The sequence below is a fragment of the Acidovorax sp. FHTAMBA genome, from assembly GCF_038958875.1.
Lineage (GTDB): Bacteria > Pseudomonadota > Gammaproteobacteria > Burkholderiales > Burkholderiaceae_C > Acidovorax.
On sequence record NZ_CP152407.1, the window covers coordinates 3,379,946 to 3,402,904 of the forward strand.

Here is a 22,959-nt window from a genome sequence, read left to right on the forward strand (position 1 = left end):
ATGTGAATAATTCCTCAATATCACTATCAAGAAATATTCGTCATTACTGAGTTCAAATTACTTCGCAATCGCTTTCGCAATCACGTTTGCTCATTGAACATTCGTTTTGACGCAATCAAAAATTCGTCACCAGGGGCACGGTCTGCACTAAACCTTTACGAATGTGCAGTTTCCCCTGGCAACTCTGATTTCGACTCTATGAATTTTTAAAGAACAGCCGATTGATCAATCGATATTGATCAACAACAAAGCAGCCTTTTGCAAAGCAGCTTTGGTGTTGAAGTCCCGAAGTGTTGGGTGTTGGTGGAGGATGACGGGATCGAACCGACGACCCCCTGCTTGCAAAGCAGGTGCTCTCCCAGCTGAGCTAATCCCCCAGTGTCCTCTCACGTATCCGTCCATTGGAATTTGGTGGGTCTAGTTGGGCTCGAACCAACGACCCCCGCCTTATCAAGACGGTGCTCTAACCAGCTGAGCTACAGACCCATTCCACATTCCTGCGAATGTCTTCGCAAGTCTGCGGCTTGTTCCAACAACCGATAAGTGTGGGCGTTCAATTTTGAATGCGGTTTTCCAGAAAGGAGGTGATCCAGCCGCACCTTCCGATACGGCTACCTTGTTACGACTTCACCCCAGTCACGAACCCTGCCGTGGTAATCGCCCTCCTTGCGGTTAGGCTAACTACTTCTGGCAGAACCCGCTCCCATGGTGTGACGGGCGGTGTGTACAAGACCCGGGAACGTATTCACCGCGACATTCTGATCCGCGATTACTAGCGATTCCGACTTCACGCAGTCGAGTTGCAGACTGCGATCCGGACTACGACTGGCTTTATGGGATTGGCTCCCCCTCGCGGGTTGGCAACCCTCTGTACCAGCCATTGTATGACGTGTGTAGCCCCACCTATAAGGGCCATGAGGACTTGACGTCATCCCCACCTTCCTCCGGTTTGTCACCGGCAGTCTCATTAGAGTGCCCAACTAAATGTAGCAACTAATGACAAGGGTTGCGCTCGTTGCGGGACTTAACCCAACATCTCACGACACGAGCTGACGACAGCCATGCAGCACCTGTGTTACGGCTCTCTTTCGAGCACTCCTCTATCTCTAAAGGATTCCGTACATGTCAAAGGTGGGTAAGGTTTTTCGCGTTGCATCGAATTAAACCACATCATCCACCGCTTGTGCGGGTCCCCGTCAATTCCTTTGAGTTTCAACCTTGCGGCCGTACTCCCCAGGCGGTCAACTTCACGCGTTAGCTTCGTTACTGAGTCAGTGAAGACCCAACAACCAGTTGACATCGTTTAGGGCGTGGACTACCAGGGTATCTAATCCTGTTTGCTCCCCACGCTTTCGTGCATGAGCGTCAGTACAGGTCCAGGGGATTGCCTTCGCCATCGGTGTTCCTCCGCATATCTACGCATTTCACTGCTACACGCGGAATTCCATCCCCCTCTACCGTACTCTAGCTATACAGTCACAAATGCAGTTCCCAGGTTGAGCCCGGGGATTTCACATCTGTCTTATATAACCGCCTGCGCACGCTTTACGCCCAGTAATTCCGATTAACGCTTGCACCCTACGTATTACCGCGGCTGCTGGCACGTAGTTAGCCGGTGCTTATTCTTACGGTACCGTCATGGACCTCCTGTATTAGAAGAAGTCTTTTCGTTCCGTACAAAAGCAGTTTACAACCCGAAGGCCTTCATCCTGCACGCGGCATGGCTGGATCAGGCTTTCGCCCATTGTCCAAAATTCCCCACTGCTGCCTCCCGTAGGAGTCTGGGCCGTGTCTCAGTCCCAGTGTGGCTGGTCGTCCTCTCAGACCAGCTACAGATCGTCGGCTTGGTAAGCTTTTATCCCACCAACTACCTAATCTGCCATCGGCCGCTCCGTCCGCGCAAGGCCTTGCGGTCCCCTGCTTTCATCCGTAGATCGTATGCGGTATTAGCAAAGCTTTCGCTCCGTTATCCCCCACGATCGGGCACGTTCCGATGTATTACTCACCCGTTCGCCACTCGTCAGCATCCGAAGACCTGTTACCGTTCGACTTGCATGTGTAAGGCATGCCGCCAGCGTTCAATCTGAGCCAGGATCAAACTCTACAGTTCGATCTTGATTTTTTCGCTCTTTCGAGCAACTCATAATTAAGAATTGAAGTGAACTTCACTTCTCTCTCATGAGCGTTTGTAGTGCTAAGCACTAGTTCCAAAGAACTTGGCACTCGCCATCAAACGCCCACGCTTATCGGCTGTATGTTTTTAATGAACCGGATCACTCACAAGACGTTGCGTCTTCCTTGTTTTCCTGACCTAGCTGCGATCAGCTGAGCCTTGAATTCTAGCACAGTTTTCGAAGAACTGTCAAACTTTTGAAAACTTTTTCAGTCTTCGTCACCTTGCAAAAGCAGCGTCTTGCGACACCAACCTCCACTCAGCGAAGCCTTGAATTATATACCGGCTTTTACACCGCCTGCAATCCAAAACCAAACTTTCTTTCACCCCACCACCCCGGCATCAGCTGCAGCGCAGCACTCGGCCCGTCGCAGATCTGCGCCTTCAGCAACGCCGCGTTTTCTGCAGCATCGCATCGGTAGCGAAGCCCTCGACTATAGCACTGTTTTAGGGGATCTTGAAGAGTTGCGTGGGAAACTCCTCGTTGACTACAGGCAAACGAGCGAGAGATAGTGATCACACCTGCCACTTCTCAAGCAGCTTCTCAGGGCTCAAACTATCGTAGCCCTCAAACGGCTGATGTATCCATGGATTGGTTGGCAGAAACTCCACCGAATAGTCGGGTGTGAAGGTCGACAGGCCCTTGGTCCAGATCACAGCACTGCGCAATTCGGTGATGGGCTCATAGTTGGTTTTCAGCATGTGGATGACAGCGTGCAAAGTATGCCCAGAGTCTGCGAGATCATCCACCAGCAGCACCTTGCCAGCAATTTCGCCTTTGGGAGTAGTAATGAACCGCGCAATATCCAGATGCCCCTGCACTGTTCCGGCCTCTGCGCGGTATGAGCTTGTGGACATGATGGCCAACGGCTTGTCAAAGATCCGACTCAGGATATCGCCAGGTCGCAACCCCCCCCGCGCGAGGCACAAGATGGTGTCGAACTCCCACTCAGACTGATGCACTTTGAGGGCGAGCTTCTCGATCAAGCTGTGGTACTCATCGTAGCTGACGTACAGGTGTTTGCCGTCTTCGGTCAACATGAAACAACTCCTCGATAGAACACTATGTGCGCAAGACTTATGGGCGACAACAAAACATCAACTGGCGACATAAGGATGACGCATCATGATGGTGTGATCCCGGTCGGGACTGGTAGAAATCATGTCAATAGGCACGCCAGTCACTTGCTCAATACGTTCTAGGTAGCGCCGCGCGCTTTGCGGAAGCTTGTCGTAGTCGGTGACCCCCACCGTGGATTCACTCCAACCGGGAAGTGTTTCATAGATAGGCTTGCAACGTGAGATCTCCTCCGCAGCCATCGGCAAAAGATCAATGTGCTGGCCGTCGAGTTCATATCCCGTGCAGAGCAGCAATTCCTCGAGCCCGTCCAGCACATCCAGCTTCGTGATGCACAATCCAGATAAGCCGTTGACCTGCGCACTACGCTTGAGCAGGGCCGCATCAAACCAGCCGCAGCGGCGACTACGCCCCGTGGTCACCCCCTTCTCGGCGCCCACAGTACTCATGTGATAGCCAGGCGTACCGGGTACTTCCCAATCAAGTTCCGTAGGGAAAGGACCGCCGCCAACACGGGTGCAATACGCTTTGGTTATGCCTAATATGTAATGCAACATGCCCGGCCCGACACCCGACCCGGCGGCAGCGTTCCCAGCAACGCAATTGCTCGACGTAACATAGGGATATGTCCCATGATCCACGTCCAGCAGCGTACCTTGCGCGCCTTCAAACAGAAGGTTGGCACCATCCCGGTGGGCGTCGTTTAGCTCACGCGATACATCAGCCATCATGGGCTTGAGCAATTCGGCATGACGCATGGCTTCGGCGTAAACCACATCAAACAGAACTCTGCCACTTTGGATGTACGGCTTGAGTGCGTCGCCAAATACGAAGGCTTCTGAGCCCAGATACGTGGTGAGTATGTGGTTGTGCAGATCCAGCAAATCACGCAGCTTGGCCGCAAAACGCTCGGGATATTTCAAATCTTGCACCCTCAAGGCGCGACGAGCGATCTTGTCTTCGTACGCGGGTCCGATCCCGCGACCTGTAGTCCCGATTTTTTCCGCGCCACCTTGCTCGCGCGCAGCCTCACGCGCCACATCAAGGGCAGCGTGAAACGGAAGGATGAGCGGACAAGCTTCGCTGATGCGCAGGCGAGAACGCACTTCAACCCCCGCTTTTTCAAGCCCTTCGATTTCTTCAAACAGCTTGGCTGCCGACAACACCACGCCGTTGCCGATGTAGCATTTCACACCCGGACGCATGATTCCGCTGGGAATAAGATGTAAAGCAGTCTTAACCCCGTTGATGACCAATGTGTGGCCGGCGTTGTGCCCACCTTGGAAACGGACCACGCCTTGTGCACTTTCGGTCAACCAGTCGACCAGCTTGCCTTTGCCCTCGTCGCCCCACTGGGTTCCGACCACTACCACGTTGCGACCTTTGGTTACTTTCATCTCAAACCCAATTCAATTGTCAAACGCTCAAACAGATTGCACGACCCAGCGGCCCGCAACCTGCACCAGTTCCCGGTCGCAGTGAAATTCGTCCACTTCGCTCTCATGTCCCGGCAATACACAGACTACCGTCTCACCCGAACGCCGTAGTTCGGCAATAGCCGCATTCACATCATCGGATTCTCCCCAAGGAGCACGGATGGCAGCCTTCAAAGCACGCGGAGACACCACGCCCACCACCTGCTTGATATCCAGGCTGAAGCCAGCCGCAGGACGATTGCGACCGAATACAGCACCCACCTCGTCATATCGGCCACCGCGTACGAGCGCATCGCTCCCGCCGGGGGAATAAATTGCGAACCGCGCGCCACTGTAGTACGCATACCCACGCAAATCGGCCAGATCGAACGTAACGGTAGCACCTTCAAGACGGGAAGCAAGCCACTTTAAGTTTGATAGCACTTCAGCAATACCAGGAAAGCGCTGAAGTGCTTTTTCGGCCTCATTCAATACACCCTGGTCGCCATAGAGCTGCAGCAGCGATAACAAACCCTCTCGGGATTCCGCAGGGAAAAGTCGGGTCAATGTCGCAAGTTCAGCTCCATCTTTGGCCGCAAGCGCCGCGTGGATACGACGCAGATCAAGCGCACTTAACGACACACCCGCGAGTAGATTGCGCACTATGCGCACGTCAGCCAAGTCAATCGAGGTGTCTGCCACATTGGCAGTACGCAAGCAGTCTCTGGCCAGCTCTAACGCCTCCAGATCCGCCTCAAGCCCTGCATGTCCGTAGATCTCTGCTCCAAACTGGAGCGGCTCACGCGTGGCGTGCGGCCGATCAGGCCTCGTGTGAAGCACGGGGCCGCAATAGCACAGGCGAGTGACTCCTTTACGATTGAGCAAATGCGCGTCGATTCGTGCCACTTGCGGCGTTGTGTCCGCGCGGAGACCCATGGAGCGCCCGGAGAGCTGGTCCACCAACTTGAATGTCTGGAGATCTAGCGCTTCGCCAGTACCGGTGAGCAATGACTCCAGGTGCTCCATAAGCGGAGGCATGACCAATTCATAGCCGTAACAACGGGCTGTATCAAGCAGCCCGCGACGCAACTCTTCGATGTGCCGCGCTTCGGACGGCAAGACATCGGCAATGTGATCCGGAAGGACCCAAGCAGACATGTAGAAAAGGGGAGGCTGTTAAAACCGTGATTCTACCGGTAGCGACGAGAACATCGGGAGATCCACACCAGCTACCAGTTCGTTCGCTATTCAGACCCAGAGCATCAACACGCCCGCGAGAATGGCAATCAAACCGAAAGCCCGGATTTGACCATCTCGCATCAGGGCAATCTGCGCGACTGCACTCCGCCACCTCGATGGTGAAAGAAATGGCAGCAACCCCTCTATGAGCAGAAACAAGCCAAAGGCCGCCCAGAGGCTATCGGAGTTCACGGCGGCAAGCAGCGCATGGCACGAACACGACTACTTTCGCGGCGCCGCCGACGTGGAAGCAGCGTTACCGCCTCGGAAGGTCTTGAAAAAATCCGATGTCGATGGATCAAGCACCATGACATCGCTCTTCTTGTTGAAGCTGGATTTGTAGGCTTCAAGACTTCTGTAGAACTGCGCAAATTGCGGATCCCGACCGAATGACTCAGCGTAAATGCGGGCGGCCTCGGCATCCCCTTCACCCTTGATCTTCTGTGCATCGCGGTAGGCATTGGCAATCGTGATTTCGCGCTGGCGGTCGGCATCTGCGCGAATTTTCTCACCCTCCGCTGCACCCGTAGAACGGAGTTCGTTGGCCACACGCTTGCGCTCAGCCTCCATGCGCCGATATACCGATTCCGTAATCGCCTCGACGTAATCGACACGTGTTATGCGCACATCCACAACATCCACCCCCCAGGGTTTCGCACCCCGAACGCTCTCCAGCACCTCGCGCTTGACATCGGCCATCAGAGCCTCCCGTTTGAGCGACAGAAGCTCCTTGACGGTTCGCTTGTTGATTTCCTCCTGGAAGGCATTGCGCACTACACGATTGAGCTGCATGGCACCCGCATTTTCGTCCAGACCAACATTGCGGATGTATTCGGTGGGCTCAGAGATCCGCCACCGCACGTACCAGTCAATCACGACACGCTGCTTTTCTGCGGTCAGCATCGGCTCGGTATCACTGCTATCCAGCGTCAAAAGCCGCTTGTCTATGTACGAGACATTCTGAAAAGGCGGTGGCAATTTGAAATTCAACCCCGGCTCGGTGATCACCTCTTTGATCTGACCAAGTGCATACAGCACCCCAAACTGCCGCTGATCCACCACAAAAAGCATCGAGCTCATCAGGGCCAGCACCACCAACAGGGTAGAAGCAATAAATCCGACTCTATTCACAAGTTGCTCCTAGCGAGATTCGCGTTCACGTGTGCGGCTGCTGTCACGCGCACGGGGATCATTCGACAAACTGGATGACGGGCTGGACGGCAGCGTCGGCGGCACCACAGTGCCCGACAGCGGCTCTGCGGCAGCTCCACCCGCAGCGACGCCTTGCATGATCTTGTCCAGCGGCAGGTACAAGAGATTGGAGCCCTGACGCGATTCCACCAGCACCTTGGTCACGTTCCCATAGATTTGCTGCATGGCCTCAAGGTACATGCGATCACGCGTTACCTGGGGTGCCCTTTGGTACTCGGCCAGGATAGATGAAAACCGTTGTGCATCACCTTGTGCCTGAGCAACAATTCTCGCCTTGTAAGCAGCTGCCTCTTCATTCAAACGCGAAGCAGAACCCACTGCCCGGGGAATAACATCATTGGCATAGGCCTGCGCTTCGTTCTTGGCTCGTTCACGCTCTTGACCGGCTTTCAGTACGTCATCGAACGATGCCTGAACCTGCTCGGGAGGGCGTACGCCCCCCTGCTGCAGATTGATGCCAACTACCTCCACCCCCACCTTGTAGCGATCAAGAATGGTCTGCATGAGGGTACGAACGCGTGGCGCAATCTGATCACGCTCTTCCGCCAGGGCGGAATCCATCCGCATCTTTCCAACCACCTCGCGCACTGCAGTCTCGGCTGCCTGAACCACAGCGTCGGACGGATTCCTGCTCTCAAACAGCCACGCACGGGCATCGTTCAGCCGGTATTGAACCGCGAATTTGATTTCCACGATGTTTTCGTCTTCCGTCAGCATCGCCGACTCACGCAACCCAGTACTCTTGATGATGTTGTCGCGGCCCACATCAGCGGAGCGGATTTGCGTCACAAAAACCAGTTCGTGGCGCTCAATAGGGTACGGCAGGCGCCAATTAAAGCCAGCCCCTACCGTGCTCTTGTACTTGCCAAACTGGGTTATGACAGCTTGCTGACCTTCTTGAACAATGAAGAACCCTGTCCCCAGCCAGATGACAAAGGCGATACCCGCGATAAGACCCAGCCCCACACCTGCATTTTTCATGTCAGGCTGGAATCCACCTCCCGGGCTACCACCGCCTGGACCACGACCAGCCCCGCCCTTGGAACCAAAAAAACCTCCAAGTTTCTTGTTCAGGTCGCGCCAGAGCTCATCAAGGTCCGGCGGCTGCCCACTGTTGCTGGGACGCTGATCTCCACCACGACCTCCGGCGGGAGGATTTGCAGGGCGATCGTCCGGACGATTGCTGTCATCGGCTTTGTTGTCGTCACCTCTACCCCAACGTGGGTCATTCAAATTGAACATGCCCCGAATACGTCCTGGGAGTGACGCCCAGCGTAAGGTGCGGTCTTGGAAATTCATGCGGAAATTCTCACGTTCTCAAATTGGCATTTCGAATGCTGGCATTGTGCCCAATCAAGTCGAAATCCCTGGCAATTCAATGGCTGTACCAGGGGTCATGGCAGCCTGCGCCGCGAGTACGGTACTCGCCAATGCCTGCCGCAGCACATCCAGCCCCTCGCCAGATTGAGCGCTCACGAACAGACGGCGGAACACGTGACCATCCAAGTCATAGTGATCGCCTGTTTGCACTGGTCGTTGCTCATTCGGCAGCAAGTCAATCTTGTTGAACACAAGTATCTGAGGTATGTCCGCTGCACCAATTTCACGCAACACCCGCTGGACTTGCTCCGTTTGTTCGGGAAAGCCGGGATTGGATGCATCCACCACATGCAAAAGAAGGTCAGCATCAATGGCCTCCTGTAACGTTGCTTGGAACGCATCCACCAAGCCGTGGGGCAAATCCCGGATGAATCCCACGGTGTCAGACAGGGAGACCGATCTGTCCGCACCACCCAGGTACAGTTGTCGGGTTGTAGTATCCAGGGTCGCGAACAACTGGTCTGCTGCGTACGCCCGCGCTTTTACCAACGCATTGAATAGCGTGGACTTTCCCGCGTTGGTATACCCTACCAATGAAATATTGAAGGTGTCGCGGCGCTCTCTCTGCCTTCTCTGGGTCGATCGCTGACGCTTGACCTTCACCAAACGTTCGCGCGTTCGCTTGACAGCATCACCAATCATGCGACGGTCAAGCTCGATCTGCTTTTCCCCAGGACCACCGCGCGCGCCGATACCACCAGTCTGGCGTTCCAGATGCGACCAACGACGCACAAGTCGCGTGCTAAGGTACTGCAACCTAGCTAGCTCAACTTGCAGCTTACCCTCGTGGCTGCGGGCACGTTGGGCAAATATTTCCAGAATCAGCAAGGTGCGGTCATTGACTGGAAGCTCCAAATGCCGCTCGAGATTACGCTGCTGCGCCGGGCTGAGGACCTGATCGAACAGCACTTCCAAAGCCCCGTGCATCTGCGCTAGCATCCGGATTTCATCCGCCTTGCCACTTCCAACAAATAGAGCAGCGTCTGGAGCTTTGCGCTTGCAGGTCAACCGGGCGACAGGCATCATGCCGGCAGTTTCTGCAAGCAAGCCCAACTCTTCCAGTTCACCATCAAAGTGAGGATGGCCAAAATCCACTCCCACGAGCAACACAGGAGTCTCGCCCCCTGGCAAAGCAGTCATGGAATTCAAAGCCAGTGACCCATTGCCGAGTCTCTGAAATCAAAGAAGGTCAGACACCGCTCTAGCACCTCAGGGGTTGCTGCCGTCTGCATCTGCGGTGTCTGCGGTGGTGAAGTTCACTGCACGGCCAGGAACGATGGTGGAAATCGCGTGCTTGTAGACCATCTGCGTGACCGTGTTGCGCAACAACACGACGTACTGGTCAAAGGACTCGATCTGCCCCTGGAGTTTGATACCGTTGACCAAGTAAATGGAAACCGGCACATGCTCTCGACGCAGCGCGTTGAGAAAGGGGTCTTGCAAAAGCTGGCCTTTATTGCTCACGATATTCTCCGTGTTCAAAACTGTTGTTGTAAACCAGCACCTTACCACAGCAACGGCACTGAACTCCGTTGCTGTGGCATGGCCCTTCGTGTTACCCGCGTTTAAATCACACCTCGTCTTTCCCGGCAAACGGGTTATGTGAGGTTTTCATTTCAATCCGCAGGGGCGTACCAACCAAGTCGAATTCCTTGCGGAAGCGGCCTTCCAGAAACCGTTTGTAGGCGTCCGTCACATGCTCCAGAGAGTTTCCGTGAATGACAATGACCGGCGGATTCATGCCCCCTTGATGCGCATACCGCATCTTTGGTCGGAACATGCCCGCACGCTTCGGACTCTGAAACTGGACGGCTTCCAGCAACAACCGTGTAAGCACCGGCGTAGACATCTTGCATGTGGCCGCCTTGTGCGCCTGGGCAATGGACGCCCACAGCGGGCCCAAACCTTGGCGTTTTTTCGCAGAGATGAAATGCAACGACGCGAATTTCAGGAACGCCAGCCGGGTCTCGATGGAGCGCTCCAACAACTGGCGCTGGTAATCGTCCACAGCGTCCCATTTATTGACAGCAACAACGACCGCCCGGCCACTTTCCAGGATGTAGCCCGCGATGTGCGCATCCTGATCTGTCACACCCTGTGTGGCATCAAGCAAGAGCAAAACCACATTGGCTGACTCAATGGCCTGGAGGGTTTTGACGACCGAGAATTTTTCTATGGCTTCAAAAACTTTGCCCTTGCGTCGCAGCCCCGCCGTATCCACCAGTTCGAAGCGCTGGCCGTTGCGCTCGAAAGGTACCGTGATGGCATCCCGGGTTGTTCCGGGCATGTCAAACGCTACGAGTCGTTCTTCGCCAAGCCAAGTGTTTATCAGTGTCGATTTGCCGACATTCGGCCGGCCAGCGACGGCAAGTTTGATGATGCTCTTGTCAGATTCAACCTCGGAATCATCCGGATCAGGAAGTTGAAGCGGCTCCAGCGCAATCTCCACCAAGCTACGAATGCCTTGCCCATGCGCGGCAGACACTGGGTACACATCGCCGAGACCCAGTTCATAAAACTCGGCCAGTTGCACCCCCTCCAGCATGCCCTCTGCCTTGTTGGCTACCAGTACACAAGGTTTCCCTAGGCGACGCAGGTAATTCGCGATGTCATGGTCTTGCGCAGACACGCCGGCACGCGCATCCACGACAAATATGACCACGTCAGCCTCGGCCACCGCCTGCTGCGTCTGCTTGGCCATCTCTCTGTAAATGCCGGTTGATGCATCAGGTTCGAAGCCACCGGTGTCTATAACGATGTACTCATGCTTACCCTGCTTGCCATTGCCGTAATGCCTGTCACGCGTAAGCCCAGCAAAGTCCGCAACAATGGCGTCACGGGACTTGGTCAGACGGTTGAATAAAGTGGACTTGCCGACATTCGGACGCCCCACGAGGGCGATAACTGGCTTCATTAAATAAGATTCCTCAATCTGGTCGGAATCCGTAGACTCCACCATTGCGTGTAACCACGACCAGCGTATCTGCTGCCACAGCAGGTGCTGCAACAATGCCAGATCCGTCGGTGGAGATGCGGTTAAGAGGAGAACCGTCCGTGCGGGAAAGCAGATGAACGAGGCCTGTTTCGTCACCGACCACCACTGAGCGCCCCAACAGCAAAGGAGCTGTCAACTTGCGATGTTTGAGCCGGTCAGTCGACCACAGACGCGACCCATCGCCGCGACGCCATGCGGTCACCGTACCATTGCTCTCAGCTCCGAACAGTGCCTCTCCGTCACCATGCACCCCCTCAGCACCACTAGCGGGTAGCGTCCAGTTCACCGAACCTCTCGCAGCGTTAACACAACCCACTGCTGCCTGAAAAGCACGCGCACAGATGGATTGTTCCACCCGGCTGGTACGTCCCACCAACTCCACCAATCTCTCGACATCGTTGGTACCCCGAGCGCTAGCCAAGGCAGTCTCCCAACGAACGCTCCCATTGTCGGGATTTAGCCCCACAAGACGGCCGGAGAAGCCTGCAACCAAGGTATCGCCCGCAGCCAGCAGAACGCCAGACTGGCGTAAAACCAAGGGTTCACCGGGTCGCTGCAGGCTCCAAAGTTTGCGCCCCGTCAACGCATCAAAAGCAGACAAGGAACGATCGGCCGAAAGCACAAATACCCGCCCTCCCGCAACGAGAGGGGGGGTGAAAACCTGCGCCCCCAACGACTGGCGCCACCGCTCGCGTCCCCCATCCAGAACGATCAGGGCGTTGCTACGGGCAACAACGGCAGCCGACTTGCCGTCGCTTCCCACACCCGCGGACAACGGCTCCGAAAGAGCTACACGCCACAGGTCTCCGCCGGTGCGGGCATCAATGGCCGCCACAACCCCGTCGGAGGAAGCAACAGTTACCACACTGCCCGCGGAATGGATCTCAAGCGGAAGCCCCGAAACGTTTCCTATGCGCGCAGTCCACGCTTGGCGTACGCCAAGGACAGCAACATTGGCTCCGAGATCCGCCGGCACCGGCTTGGAGCTTCCTCCACCCCACAATGAGCATCCCGCCAACATCGCGACCAAGACCGCAGAACAGACCCCACGCACGCCGAAAACCAGGCCCTTCAGGCCGTCTCCACGAATGAACGTCATCGCTGTTTCACCCCTTCCGCGGATCCGGCAGCGGCGACCGCCGTACCTTGCGGAGAAACCCCCAGAGCTCCGAGTTTGACTTCCACAAGGCGACGGTACTCCACACCCTCCTCGAGGCCCTTCAAGGCTTTCGTATATTCCGCAATAGCGTCGGCACGCTTGTCCAGCAGCAGATAAATATCTCCTTTGCGATCTGCAAAAACGGCTTCAAACTCCACAGGCGCACTGCCAGACAATTCCTTGAGTGCGTCATCGTAGTTTTTCTGATCCATCAGCACACTCGCCAGGCGCACCTTGGCCAATGCCTTGAGACCATCATCTCCCGACTGTGCGGCCACCCAAGCAAGCGGCTCCTTGGCACTGTCGGCATCACCTGCTTCCACCATGGTCTTGGCCAGTGCCAGCCCCGCCTGGCTTGCCTGCGTCGTACTCGCATACTTGGCTTTCAGGTCAGCAAAGGCCTGTGACATGCGCACCGGATCACCCGACCGGGCGGCCACCTCCACAGCGTCATAGAGAGCTGCGGCCTGTCCAGCCTGCCGACTCTGCCAATACTGGTATCCGTTCCAAGCGACCAAGGAGCCTGCTACGAGAATCAGCACAGAGCTGATGAGCGTGCCCCAGGTGTTCCAGAAATGCTTGAGCTGGTCAAGCTGCTCTTGTTCTTCAAGATCAAGGTGATTTGCCATGGAATGTGTTCTGTTTAGCGATTGGATTGTAGGGTTGCAGCCCACTCGGCCACGGAATCTAGCGGACGGTCAGACTGGGCCCCAATGCCATCGCGCAGTGACTTGACGACAACCATCCCCCGGGACAGCTCGTCGTCACCAAAAACGAGCGCGTGCTGTGCACCGCTCGCGTCCGCCCTCTTGAACTGGGACTTCATACTGCCCATACCATCACTCCCCGCAGGGGCAGCATGCATCTGCACACTTATGCCCAAACGCCGCAGACTCTCAATCGCGGCCACTGCCACGGGGAGCGCCGTGACGGACGGAATCACAGCATATACATCTGGCGCCAGGGGGGGGGCTACGCTGGTCTGTTCCTTAAGCAGTTCCAGGACACGTTCTACCCCCAGAGCCCAACCCACCGCCGGAGCCGCCTTTCCACCGATCTGTTCAATCAAATAGTCGTAGCGACCGCCGCCACAAATCGTGCCCTGCGAACCTAGCTGATCAGTGACAAATTCAAAGACCGTCAGGTTGTAATAGTCCATTCCCCGAACGAGCCGGGGATTTACCGTCCAGGCTACATCGTTGGCACTCAGGATAGTCTTTACTGCGTCAAAGTGCGCGAGCGACTTCGGTCCCAAAAAATCGATCAATTGAGGCGCAGCCTCCACGACCGCCTGCATGGCAGGGTTCTTGGTATCCAGGATACGCAACGGATTGCTGTACAAACGTCTTCGCGCCTCATCATCAAGCACCTCAACGTGCTGTTCCAGATACGAGATCAGGGCCGCCCGGTGCGCCTTGCGCTCATGCGGTTCACCCAGGCTGTTCAGCTCCAGGCGCACATTCTGCAGACCGAGTTCGCGCCACAGCGAATGGGCCAGAAGAATCAGTTCTGCATCGACCTCCGCCCCGGGGAAACCCAGCGCCTCCGCCCCTATCTGGTGGAACTGGCGATAGCGCCCGCGCTGCGGGCGCTCATGGCGAAACATGGGGCCCATGTAATAGAGACGCTTACCCCCGTCATACAGCATGGAGTGCTCTGCAACTGCGCGCACAACGCCTGCCGTCGATTCGGGGCGCAAGGTAAGGTGTTCGCCATTGAGACGATCCTCGAACGAGTACATCTCTTTTTCGACGATGTCCGTAACCTCACCCAGCCCCCGCACAAACAGGGCGGTGGGCTCAACAATTGGCGTACGGATATTGCGGTAGGCATACCGAGCCATGAGTGTACGCACCCTGGACTCCAGCCACTCCCATCGGGCAGATTCTGGGGGCAAGATATCGTTCATGCCTTTCACGGCCACCAGCTTTTCCTGCTTGGTCGACGAAGCGCTTTTTTCGTTACTCACAACTGTTCTTTTCTCAATCTGACAAATTCTGGACAGAAGTCGCGCACCATTTCGGGGTGGTGACACACATCAATCACGCCATGGTGTGCGGCACTCAGGACGATGCCGCAGCAGCGACGCCAAAACGCCGCTCGATGTACTGCTCCACGATGTGGTGGAATTCATTGGCAATGTTGTCGCCTCGCAGAGTCATCGCTTTCTCGCCATCGATGAACACGGGCGCTGCAGGAGCCTCCCCGGTACCTGGCAGGCTGATACCGATATCGGCATGTTTGCTCTCGCCGGGGCCGTTGACAATGCAGCCCATCACTGCCACGCGCAGGTTTTCTACGCCGGGATAGCGGACACGCCATACCGGCATCTGGGCACGCAGAAAGTCATCAATCTGCTTGGCAAGATCCTGAAATGTTGTGCTGGTCGTACGGCCACAACCTGGACATGCCGTGACACTCGGGACAAATACGCGCATACCCAAAGCTTGAAGTATCTCGGATGCGACGACCACTTCCTGGGTACGCGCCTCGCCTGGCTGGGGGGTCAGCGAAACGCGGATAGTGTCACCGATGCCTTCCTGCAGCAACACCGACAATGCAGCTGCGGACGCTACTGTGCCTTTGGTTCCCATGCCCGCTTCAGTGAGACCCAAGTGCAACGCATAGTCGCAGCGACGCGCCAGCTCACGGTACACGGATATTAGATCCTGCACACCGCTGACCTTGCAGGACAGGATGATCTGATTACCATCAAGGCCCATTTCCTCAGCGCGTCGAGCCGACTCAATGGCCGAGGTAATCAGGGCCTCATACATAACCTGGCGTGCCTCCCAGGGAGCAGAGCGACGGCTGTTGGCATCCATCAAGTCAGCCAGCAGCTCTTGGTCGAGACTGCCCCAGTTAACACCGATGCGCACAGCTTTGTTCCAACGCATGGCTGCATCAATCATCTGGCCGAACTGCCGATCCCGCTTGTCTCCTTTGCCAACGTTGCCGGGATTGATGCGGTACTTTGAAAGCGCCTGCGCGCAATCCGGAAAATCAGTCAGCAGCCGGTGTCCGTTGTAGTGGAAATCCCCCACCAAGGGCACACTCTCCCCCATGCGGTCCAACTGTTCGCGTATGTACGGAACAGCCGCTGCTGCCTCGGGGGTATTCACAGTAATCCGGACAAACTCCGATCCGGCCTGCGCCAGTTCCTTGACCTGTATGGCGGTACCGATTGCATCCACCGTATCGGTATTGGTCATTGACTGCACGCGTACGGGCGCATTCCCCCCTACGGTAACGACGCGCGAGCCCCAGACAACCTTGGCTTGGCGCGACCGCCGGGGCAAGGGGGAGGCAACTGCAACGGGCTGCATTTCGCAAGGAAGCTGATCCACTATTTCACCTCGAAGCGCGCTACGTTGTCACGCGACACTGTTGTCAGATCCAAAGGTTTTCCACGCACCAGGACCTCTGTCGCATCCGCACGACCCACGACAACACTCAAGGGCAGCTGTCCTGTGACCGACACGGACTCCCCAGCCGTCAGATTGCGCTGCAGCACGGAAGCGCCGGCAGAATCCCGCACCTGTATCCACGACTCACTGCGGGCACGCAATACCAAAACACCGCCCTGCGGAGACACCACCCCGCTAACACCCCCTGGCGTTGAGGCTGGTGGCTCACTCTGGCCGGCTATTACGGAAGATCCCGTGCTTGCGGGAACTGCGGAAGACTGAGCAGCACTTGACGCGGGCGCTGACACCAGGGGGGCCTCTTGCGATGTTCCAGGGATGACCGCCGATGGCGTAGCCGGTGCGTCGTTTGGCTCTATTACAGGCCCCCGACCATCGGAGGAGCTCGCTGCAGAGCCAGTAACGCTGTGCGGCTGCCTGGGAAAAAATACCAATACCAACGCGCCTACCAATAACGCCAGGACGATCACTGTGACAGACTTGGAAGTCGAACTCGACGAAAAGGACGCTGTGGTGGAAGTCCTGCCTCCCCCCCCCTTCACCGGCGCGTTCAATCCCGCGCTGTCAGTAGCAAGCCGTGGGCTCTGACTTTGCGGCAAAAGCGCCAAAATGGGGGCGGGGTCCAGCTTCAAGGTTCTGCACATGCTCGAGGCCAGCGCCCGCACAAAAACCGTATCTGGCAAGGCACCATAGTTATCAGCTTCCAGGGCTTCAAGCTTGCTCACCGGCACTTTCAACGCCACGGCCAACGCAGCTATGTGCATGCCTGAAGCTTGTCGCGCCTCTCGCAACAAGCCACCCGCCGTTACGCCAGTCGCCTCTACTACCTCACTCATTGAACGCCCCACGCTCATAGAGACCCAGTTCCAGCGACTCCGGGAAACGCTTGCGCAGCTGGTCCGCTAACTGCCTCATGGCCACTGTTTCGCCCAAAGCACGCTCCACTTTGATTCCCAGCCATAAAGATTCAGAATTGGCGAACTGACTGTTATTAAGGCGGCGAATATAGAACTGGGCTTTCGTCAACTCGTTTCTCCGCAACAGAAGAGCGGCCAGATGGTAGCCGACCACTGGGTTGGACGCATCCAGCTCATAGGATTTCAGCAGCGAGTCTTCCGCTTCCGCAAACCTTCCCGCACCTGACTGGCAGAGCCCCCTGGCCATCAGCGTTTTGCTGCGTGCGGTGTACGCCGGGCTGGCGAGCGCGCGACCAAACTGCTGGTCGGCTTCTGCGTATTTCTGCTGCTGACACAACAACCATCCATAGTTGTGCAGCAAATTGGGGTCTCCGCCTCTCAGAGCCAATGCCCGGCGAAAACTGTCATCCGCCTGCGCAAGATCATTCATCCTCATGTAGATGAGGCCACGAAGGTTAAAAGCATCCGCATACGTGGGATCCGCAGCCAGGGCCTGCTTAACTTCGTCGAGCGCAACAGCCGTCTGTCCATTCTCAAAATAGTTGGACGCCAGCTCCAGGCGGATGCGAGCGCGTCGGCGCGTTTCTGGCTCGTCAGACGGAGTGATCAAACCTGCGTTGGCATCGGCAGTCAGCGCACCGTTTTGTGTGGCGCACCCCTGAAGGACCGCCATCGAGGCAGCCACACCACACCCCATGAGTGCCCAGCGAACCCAGTACCGCCAGCGTCCAGCCAATCCCACCATGTAGAGCCTCCTTGAATAATGTCGACCGCTTGCAGAATCAAGTCACCGGTTTGAGCAAAATTGTCCGCTGCTTCGCCATGCGCTCAGCCGCTCTCGTGCGATCCTTGACATCACCCGCGAGTTGACCGCAAGCAGCATCGATGTCATCCCCCCGCGTCTTGCGCACGGTGGTGACAATACCCGCTTCGCTCAAAACCTTAGCGAAAGCCAGTACCTGATTTTGCGGCGAACGCAACAGCCCAGAGGCCGGAAACGGATTGAAAGGAATCAGGTTGAATTTGCAGCGCACTCCCGCGCCGCGCGCCGGCTTGACGAGTTCTATCAGCTGACGAGCATGCTCAACCCGGTCATTCACACCATCCAGCATGCAATATTCAAACGTAATGAAGTCACGCGGGGCATGAGCCAGATACCGGTTGCATGCGGCCATCAACTCCTCGATGGGATACTTGCGGTTCAGAGGTACCAGGTTGTCGCGCAATGGATCGTTCGGCGCATGAAGTGACACAGCGAGCGCCACAGGACAATCGAGGGCCAAGCGGTCCATCATAGGAACCACACCCGACGTTGAAACTGTAACCCGCCTGCGTGACAAACCATACCCATGGTCGTCCAGCATGACGCGCAAGGCCGGCACGAGGGCCGAGTAGTTCTGCAGCGGCTCCCCCATCCCCATCATCACCACGTTCGAAATGACGCGGTCACCGGATTGAAGGCGCTGGCGAAGGGAATGCTCAGCAAACCAAAGCTGCGCAACGATTTCGCCCGTCGTAAGGTTTCTGCTAAAGCCCTGATGACCTGTTGAGCAGAAGCGGCACCCCACGGCACACCCAGCCTGCGAGGAAACACACAGTGTTCCCCGGTCATCTTCGGGGATAAAAACCGCCTCGACTGCATTGCCATCACCCACGTCGAACAGCCATTTGACGGTGCCGTCCGTGGACACATGTTCGGAGATGACGGGTAAGGCTTCAACACGCGCGCAGCCCTTGAGCTTGTCGCGCAAGGCCTTTGCCAGATCACTCATGGCGTCAAAGTCACTGGCGCCGCGTTGATGGATCCAGCGAAACAACTGCGTAGCGCGAAACCGCTTTTCACCCAACTGCTGGCAGAAAGCCGCCAGACCGTCGAGATCAAATTCCAAAAGATTGGTGGTCACTGCGCCCTCCCCGGGGTGGGCCGAACCCAGTCGTCCCCATGGCGCAGGTATCCCACGTGTGCGGGAACAGGCATGGGGACACCCATATCAGCGCGAGTAAATGTTCAGGCCAGGGAAGAAGAAAGCGACTTCGGCCTGGGCGGTTTCCGCGGCGTCGGAACCATGCACTGCATTGGCGTCGATGCTGTCCGCGAAGTCGGCGCGGATGGTGCCGGCTTCTGCCTTCTTGGGGTCAGTGGCGCCCATGAGTTCGCGGTTTTTCAGAATCGCGTTTTCACCTTCCAGGGCCTGGATCATCACGGGGCCGGAGATCATGAAGTCCACCAGATCCTTGAAGAAAGGACGCTCTTTGTGCACAGCGTAAAACTGCTCGGCTTCCAGGCGCGACAGATGGGCCATACGTGCAGCCACGACCTTGAGACCAGCCGCTTCGAAGCGCGCATAGATCTGACCGATGACGTTCTTTGCCACTGCGTCGGGCTTGATGATGGAGAGAGTGCGTTCGATTGCCATATTGATTTCCTGAATTGATGTTGCTGTGAATCGTTTGTCCACCGGACAAAGCCCTCGATTCTAACCGTGAGACTGCATACGGATCCGCTGCATCAGCGCCCACCCCCGCCACGTCGAGGCCCCCCCCCACCGGGACGTCGTTTGTCCTGACGATGCCGCGAGAGACTGTCCATGCCGATATAGCCCACAGAAGTCTTCATGGGATCGGGCTGCGCTGCGCCACGGGGGCGGTCTCCACTGCCTGTGTTGTTGCCACGGTCGAAACCTTGCCCCCCATCACGGCGGGACTTCTGCCCGCGGGTGCCACCTGGCCCACCCTGCGACATGTCGCGACGCGGACCCTCGCCCGCACGCGGGCCATTGCGTCCCCGGTTGCGCTTGTTTCCGCTCCGCCCGCCATCGGCCCCCAGCCCTTCCTCCGAACGACCATCGGCAGCTTCTGGCCGCCCGGCACCCGCAGCCCGCACCAAGGCACGGATGTCGCTCTCATCGAGTTCGAGCCATGCGCCGCGCTTGAGCCCCCGCGGTAGCACCATGGCGCCGTACCGAATGCGGATCAGGCGGCTGACCGCATGACCCACGGATTCGAGCATGCGGCGCACCTCGCGATTGCGCCCTTCGGAAATGGTGACCCGGTACCAGCAATTGGAACCTTCGCCTCCACCGTCTTCAATGGAACCAAACGACGCCATGCCATCGTCCAGGCGCACGCCATCGAGCAGCTTTTGCTTTTCCTCATTGCTCAGGGCGCCAAGCACACGCACCGCGTATTCGCGCTCAAGACCGAAACGCGGGTGCATCAGCTTGTTGGCAAGCTCTCCCGAGCTGGTGAACAGCAGCAGGCCTTCGGTATTCAGATCCAGGCGCCCAACCGACTGCCACTTGCCCTGCATGAGCCGGGGCAGCTTGCGAAAGACGGTGGGCCGGTTCTGGGGATCGTCATGGGTCACCACCTCCCCCACTGGCTTGTGGTACGCAATCACACGTGCTGGCGGCGGGTCGATGCGGTAGCGGATGGGTTTGCCGTTGACCTTGACCTGATCGCCGAACTGGATGCGCTGGCCGATGTGGGCTGGCTCGTTGTTGACGGAGATGCGCCCTTCCAGAATGAGTTGCTCCATCTCGAGGCGCGAGCCCAGACCCGCCTGCGCCAGCACCTTGTGGAGCTTGGGTGTTTCGACCTGGGGCAACAACACACGCTTGGCAGGCGCAGCTTCTGCCGAAGCGTCATCCGCGTCAAAACGCCCTGATACCACATCTTCAAACTCATAGCCCTGTACTGCAGGTGCACCCGCCTTGCGCTTCTCGCGGGCAGCGCCATCCTGACGCGACGGCCTGGCCCCAGCGTCTCCACGGCTCCCGGGCGCGCCAGAGTGGCCTGCGCGGGAAGCTTCAGAGCTTGCAGCAGGCTCACGTTCAACCGAAGTACTTTCAACCACGTCCGGCTGACTCAGCTCTGGTGCCATTTCCCCAGCGCTAGCAGCCGCTCCCGCAGCCCCCTGTCCATTTACGTTATCCACATCAGGCGTCACCACGGCCACAGTTGGCTCGCCTTTTTTCTTGCGCGGAGCGCGCTTGGCAGCGGCCTTTTTGGGCAAAGAGGCGTCCGCTGAAAGGTCAGGGGCCGGCAGATCGGTCGGAACGTCGGGGGTCGAATCATTCATCAAATATTTCCCTGGATACCACCCTGGGTATCGGCATCGTCATCTCGGAGATCCGTCTCCGCAGTTTGAAAAAAATCATCCACATAAGGCACCGGCCCATCTGCAACAACAGCTTCCACAGACTGTGGCTGCTGAATATCTGCTTGCACAGCCGCCTTTTGGGCCTCTGCCTGTGGTTCAGTCTCAGGTTCTATGACACCCTGCGCAGCAGCGGCCATCGCTTCCAGCATATTTGCATTGCCTGACGGGTCGTCAAGCACCGGCAACTGGTCCAGAGACTGCAACCCCATGTCGTCCAGGAACTGTCGCGTGGTCGCAAACAATGCGGGGCGACCCACGGTTTCCCGGTGGCCAATGACCTCCACCCAGCCCCGGTCTTCCAACTGTTTGACGATCAGGCTATTGACGGTCACCCCCCGGATATCCTCGATATCACCGCGGGTCACTGGCTGGCGGTACGCAATGATTGCGAGTGTCTCCATCGTGGCTCTCGAATAGCGTGGAGGCTTTTCGGGGTGCAACCTGTCAAGGTATTCGCGCATCTCGGGACGGCTCTGAAACCGCCACCCCGTGGCCACCTGCACCAGCTCTACACCCCGCTGCGTCCACTCCAGCTGCAAATCCAGCAGAAGCAACTTGAGCGTGTCCGACCCCAGGGCGTCGTTAAAAAGTACCCGCAGTTCGCGCAGGGGGACGGGCTGCTGCGCGCAGATCAACGCAGTTTCGAGGACCCTTTTGGCATCCACCGTGTTCATGTTTCAGCGTTTCCTGGAAAAGTGCCACGCGTTGCAACGGGTGGCACATCAACAGCAGGGGGCAATCAATGGCGCGCTGTGCAAAGGCGCTGGCGCGACGCAAGAGCCCGGCGGGATTCCGTCTTCGGGCTGAGGCCAGTCTGGCCGTCAGGGCGCATTGTAGCCCAGCCCCCACAAGGCAAGGGCCTGCCGCATGTCTTCTGGCACGGGGGCATGAAATTCCATCGCCTGGCCCGTGACGGGATGGTCGAAGGCCAGGCGGTAGGCATGGAGCGCCTGCCGCTGCATCGCCCCGATCGGAGCGCCCCCATAGAGGCTGTCACCCACCAGAGGGTGTTTCAGGGAGGCCATGTGCACCCGGATCTGATGAGTGCGCCCCGTGTGCAGGGTGCATTGCACCCAGCACCCATTGTCCGTACCCGCCAGGTAGCGAATGTCGGTGCGCGCCTGCTTGCCTGCATGGAGGGCCAAATCCACCACCGCCATCCGCAGGCGGTTGCGCGGATCGCGCCCGATGGGAGCATCCACCGTTCGGGTCTGAGAGCCTGACCATGCGCCGTGGGCCATGGCCAGGTACTGGCGCTGCACCTTGCGCTCTGCGATCAATGCCACCAGCGCGTCCATGGTGGCACGATCGCGGGCCACGACCATCAGACCACTCGTGTCCTTGTCCAGCCGGTGCACGATGCCTGCACGCGGCACGGTCAGTGCCTTGTCATCGCGAGCAAGCAACCCGTTGAGCAAGGTACCGCTCCAGTTCCCCGGTGCCGGATGGACCACCAGACCCGCGGGCTTGTTCACCACCAGCAAATGCCCGTCTTCATGCACCACCTCAATGGGCATGGGCTCGGGCCGGAACGCCTGGCTCTGCAGCGTGGGGCGCATTTCCAGCACCACCTCATCGCCGGCTTTCACTCGCGTCGCCGCCTTGGTGGCCAACGTGCCGTTCAGCCGGACCAACCCCTGCGACAGCAATTGCTGCAGGTAGCTGCGAGAAAACTCCGGCACCAGGCCGGCAAGGGCCCGGTCAAGCCGCGCAGCATGGCGGTCGGCACCCACACGGGCAGAGCGGATCTCGCTGCCAGAATCGTCCGGCAGCCCCTCGGACTCGTCGTTCAGCAGGTCGGCAG

General features: G+C 57.6%; 20 protein-coding genes, 2 tRNA genes, 1 rRNA gene and 1 pseudogene. All 24 read right to left on the bottom strand.

Features of this window, described 5'->3' with window-relative positions:
- Window positions 1-301: 301 nt before the first annotated feature.
- A tRNA-Ala gene (locus tag AAFF19_RS15835) sits at window positions 302-377 on the bottom strand.
- Window positions 378-409: 32 nt separating this feature from the next.
- Window positions 410-486, bottom strand: a tRNA-Ile gene (locus AAFF19_RS15840).
- Between the two features lie 91 nt (window positions 487-577).
- Window positions 578-2,110: ribosomal RNA gene (locus tag AAFF19_RS15845) — 16S ribosomal RNA — on the bottom strand.
- A gap of 579 nt (window positions 2,111-2,689) precedes the next feature.
- Window positions 2,690-3,214 (bottom strand): phosphoribosyltransferase, encoded by a 525-nt coding sequence (locus tag AAFF19_RS15850; RefSeq protein ID WP_008905941.1) that lies wholly within the window; start codon window positions 3,212-3,214, stop codon window positions 2,690-2,692.
- 57 nt (window positions 3,215-3,271) lie between these two features.
- Window positions 3,272-4,648, bottom strand: a complete 1,377-nt coding sequence (locus tag AAFF19_RS15855; RefSeq protein WP_182119747.1) for an adenylosuccinate synthase — start codon at window positions 4,646-4,648, stop codon at window positions 3,272-3,274.
- A 27-nt stretch (window positions 4,649-4,675) separates the two neighbouring features.
- On the bottom strand, window positions 4,676-5,824 hold the full coding sequence (locus tag AAFF19_RS15860; RefSeq protein ID WP_182119748.1) for an ATP phosphoribosyltransferase regulatory subunit: 1,149 nt from the start codon (window positions 5,822-5,824) through the stop codon (window positions 4,676-4,678).
- 90 nt (window positions 5,825-5,914) lie between these two features.
- On the bottom strand, window positions 5,915-6,097 hold the full coding sequence (locus AAFF19_RS15865; RefSeq protein WP_182119749.1) for a DUF2065 domain-containing protein: 183 nt from the start codon (window positions 6,095-6,097) through the stop codon (window positions 5,915-5,917).
- Between the two features lie 30 nt (window positions 6,098-6,127).
- The gene (gene hflC / locus AAFF19_RS15870) at window positions 6,128-7,036 is read right to left on the bottom strand and encodes a protease modulator HflC (protein WP_034694976.1); all 909 of its coding nucleotides are present in this window, start codon (window positions 7,034-7,036) and stop codon (window positions 6,128-6,130) included.
- 9 nt (window positions 7,037-7,045) lie between these two features.
- Window positions 7,046-8,416 carry an FtsH protease activity modulator HflK gene (gene hflK, locus AAFF19_RS15875; RefSeq protein ID WP_182119750.1) on the bottom strand — a complete coding sequence of 457 codons (1,371 nt, stop codon included), beginning with the start codon at window positions 8,414-8,416 and terminating at the stop codon, window positions 7,046-7,048.
- Between the two features lie 54 nt (window positions 8,417-8,470).
- Window positions 8,471-9,637: a GTPase HflX gene (gene hflX / locus AAFF19_RS15880; RefSeq protein ID WP_182119751.1), complete on the bottom strand. Its 1,167-nt coding sequence runs from the start codon at window positions 9,635-9,637 to the stop codon at window positions 8,471-8,473.
- 69 nt (window positions 9,638-9,706) lie between these two features.
- Entirely contained in the window at window positions 9,707-9,961 is a 255-nt protein-coding gene (gene hfq / locus AAFF19_RS15885) for an RNA chaperone Hfq (RefSeq protein WP_008905947.1), read from the bottom strand.
- A gap of 106 nt (window positions 9,962-10,067) precedes the next feature.
- Window positions 10,068-11,411, bottom strand: a complete 1,344-nt coding sequence (gene der / locus AAFF19_RS15890; protein WP_182119752.1) for a ribosome biogenesis GTPase Der — start codon at window positions 11,409-11,411, stop codon at window positions 10,068-10,070.
- A 13-nt stretch (window positions 11,412-11,424) separates the two neighbouring features.
- Complete coding sequence (bamB, locus tag AAFF19_RS15895) at window positions 11,425-12,591, bottom strand: outer membrane protein assembly factor BamB (RefSeq protein WP_182119753.1); 1,167 nt, start codon at window positions 12,589-12,591, stop codon at window positions 11,425-11,427.
- On the bottom strand, window positions 12,588-13,280 hold the full coding sequence (locus tag AAFF19_RS15900; protein WP_182119754.1) for a tetratricopeptide repeat protein: 693 nt from the start codon (window positions 13,278-13,280) through the stop codon (window positions 12,588-12,590). Before AAFF19_RS15900 ends, bamB begins: the two co-directional genes overlap by 4 nt.
- Window positions 13,281-13,294: 14 nt before the next feature.
- Window positions 13,295-14,560: a histidine--tRNA ligase gene (gene hisS / locus AAFF19_RS15905; RefSeq protein ID WP_220459076.1), complete on the bottom strand. Its 1,266-nt coding sequence runs from the start codon at window positions 14,558-14,560 to the stop codon at window positions 13,295-13,297.
- 154 nt (window positions 14,561-14,714) lie between these two features.
- Entirely contained in the window at window positions 14,715-15,977 is a 1,263-nt protein-coding gene (gene ispG / locus AAFF19_RS15910) for a flavodoxin-dependent (E)-4-hydroxy-3-methylbut-2-enyl-diphosphate synthase (RefSeq protein WP_008905951.1), read from the bottom strand.
- 20 nt (window positions 15,978-15,997) lie between these two features.
- Entirely contained in the window at window positions 15,998-16,546 is a 549-nt protein-coding gene (locus tag AAFF19_RS15915; RefSeq protein WP_246330933.1) for a RodZ domain-containing protein, read from the bottom strand.
- Window positions 16,547-16,696: 150 nt separating this feature from the next.
- Window positions 16,697-16,930, bottom strand: a pseudogene (locus tag AAFF19_RS15920) (helix-turn-helix transcriptional regulator); the annotation flags it as partial.
- The gene (pilW, locus tag AAFF19_RS15925; RefSeq protein ID WP_008905952.1) at window positions 16,905-17,738 is read right to left on the bottom strand and encodes a type IV pilus biogenesis/stability protein PilW; all 834 of its coding nucleotides are present in this window, start codon (window positions 17,736-17,738) and stop codon (window positions 16,905-16,907) included. The gene pilW and the pseudogene AAFF19_RS15920, both read right to left, overlap by 26 nt.
- Before the next feature lie 37 nt (window positions 17,739-17,775).
- Window positions 17,776-18,897: a 23S rRNA (adenine(2503)-C(2))-methyltransferase RlmN gene (gene rlmN / locus AAFF19_RS15930; protein WP_182119757.1), complete on the bottom strand. Its 1,122-nt coding sequence runs from the start codon at window positions 18,895-18,897 to the stop codon at window positions 17,776-17,778.
- 87 nt (window positions 18,898-18,984) lie between these two features.
- Complete coding sequence (gene ndk / locus AAFF19_RS15935) at window positions 18,985-19,410, bottom strand: nucleoside-diphosphate kinase (RefSeq protein ID WP_008905954.1); 426 nt, start codon at window positions 19,408-19,410, stop codon at window positions 18,985-18,987.
- Between the two features lie 92 nt (window positions 19,411-19,502).
- On the bottom strand, window positions 19,503-21,074 hold the full coding sequence (locus tag AAFF19_RS15940; protein WP_342720536.1) for a pseudouridine synthase: 1,572 nt from the start codon (window positions 21,072-21,074) through the stop codon (window positions 19,503-19,505).
- On the bottom strand, window positions 21,074-21,829 hold the full coding sequence (scpB, locus tag AAFF19_RS15945; RefSeq protein WP_182119759.1) for an SMC-Scp complex subunit ScpB: 756 nt from the start codon (window positions 21,827-21,829) through the stop codon (window positions 21,074-21,076). Before scpB ends, AAFF19_RS15940 begins: the two co-directional genes overlap by 1 nt.
- A 147-nt stretch (window positions 21,830-21,976) precedes the next feature.
- Entirely contained in the window at window positions 21,977-22,951 is a 975-nt protein-coding gene (locus AAFF19_RS15950; RefSeq protein ID WP_246330935.1) for an RluA family pseudouridine synthase, read from the bottom strand.
- Between the last annotated feature and the right edge of the window lie 8 nt (window positions 22,952-22,959).

Excerpts from the sequence above, each read along its gene's own strand:
- AAFF19_RS15850 (WP_008905941.1), bottom strand. The coding sequence starts at position 3,214 with ATGTTGACCGAAGACGGCAAACACCTGTACGTCAGCTACGATGAGTAC.
- AAFF19_RS15855 (WP_182119747.1), bottom strand. The coding sequence starts at position 4,648 with ATGAAAGTAACCAAAGGTCGCAACGTGGTAGTGGTCGGAACCCAGTGG.
- AAFF19_RS15860 (WP_182119748.1), bottom strand. The coding sequence starts at position 5,824 with ATGTCTGCTTGGGTCCTTCCGGATCACATTGCCGATGTCTTGCCGTCC.
- hflK (WP_182119750.1), bottom strand. The coding sequence starts at position 8,416 with ATGAATTTCCAAGACCGCACCTTACGCTGGGCGTCACTCCCAGGACGT.
- hflX (WP_182119751.1), bottom strand. The coding sequence starts at position 9,637 with ATGACTGCTTTGCCAGGGGGCGAGACTCCTGTGTTGCTCGTGGGAGTG.
- der (WP_182119752.1), bottom strand. The coding sequence starts at position 11,411 with ATGAAGCCAGTTATCGCCCTCGTGGGGCGTCCGAATGTCGGCAAGTCC.
- bamB (WP_182119753.1), bottom strand. The coding sequence starts at position 12,591 with ATGACGTTCATTCGTGGAGACGGCCTGAAGGGCCTGGTTTTCGGCGTG.
- AAFF19_RS15900 (WP_182119754.1), bottom strand. The coding sequence starts at position 13,280 with ATGGCAAATCACCTTGATCTTGAAGAACAAGAGCAGCTTGACCAGCTC.
- hisS (WP_220459076.1), bottom strand. The coding sequence starts at position 14,560 with ATGAACGATATCTTGCCCCCAGAATCTGCCCGATGGGAGTGGCTGGAG.
- ispG (WP_008905951.1), bottom strand. The coding sequence starts at position 15,977 with ATGCAGCCCGTTGCAGTTGCCTCCCCCTTGCCCCGGCGGTCGCGCCAA.
- pilW (WP_008905952.1), bottom strand. The coding sequence starts at position 17,738 with ATGGTGGGATTGGCTGGACGCTGGCGGTACTGGGTTCGCTGGGCACTC.
- ndk (WP_008905954.1), bottom strand. The coding sequence starts at position 19,410 with ATGGCAATCGAACGCACTCTCTCCATCATCAAGCCCGACGCAGTGGCA.
- AAFF19_RS15940 (WP_342720536.1), bottom strand. The coding sequence starts at position 21,074 with ATGAATGATTCGACCCCCGACGTTCCGACCGATCTGCCGGCCCCTGAC.
- scpB (WP_182119759.1), bottom strand. The coding sequence starts at position 21,829 with ATGAACACGGTGGATGCCAAAAGGGTCCTCGAAACTGCGTTGATCTGC.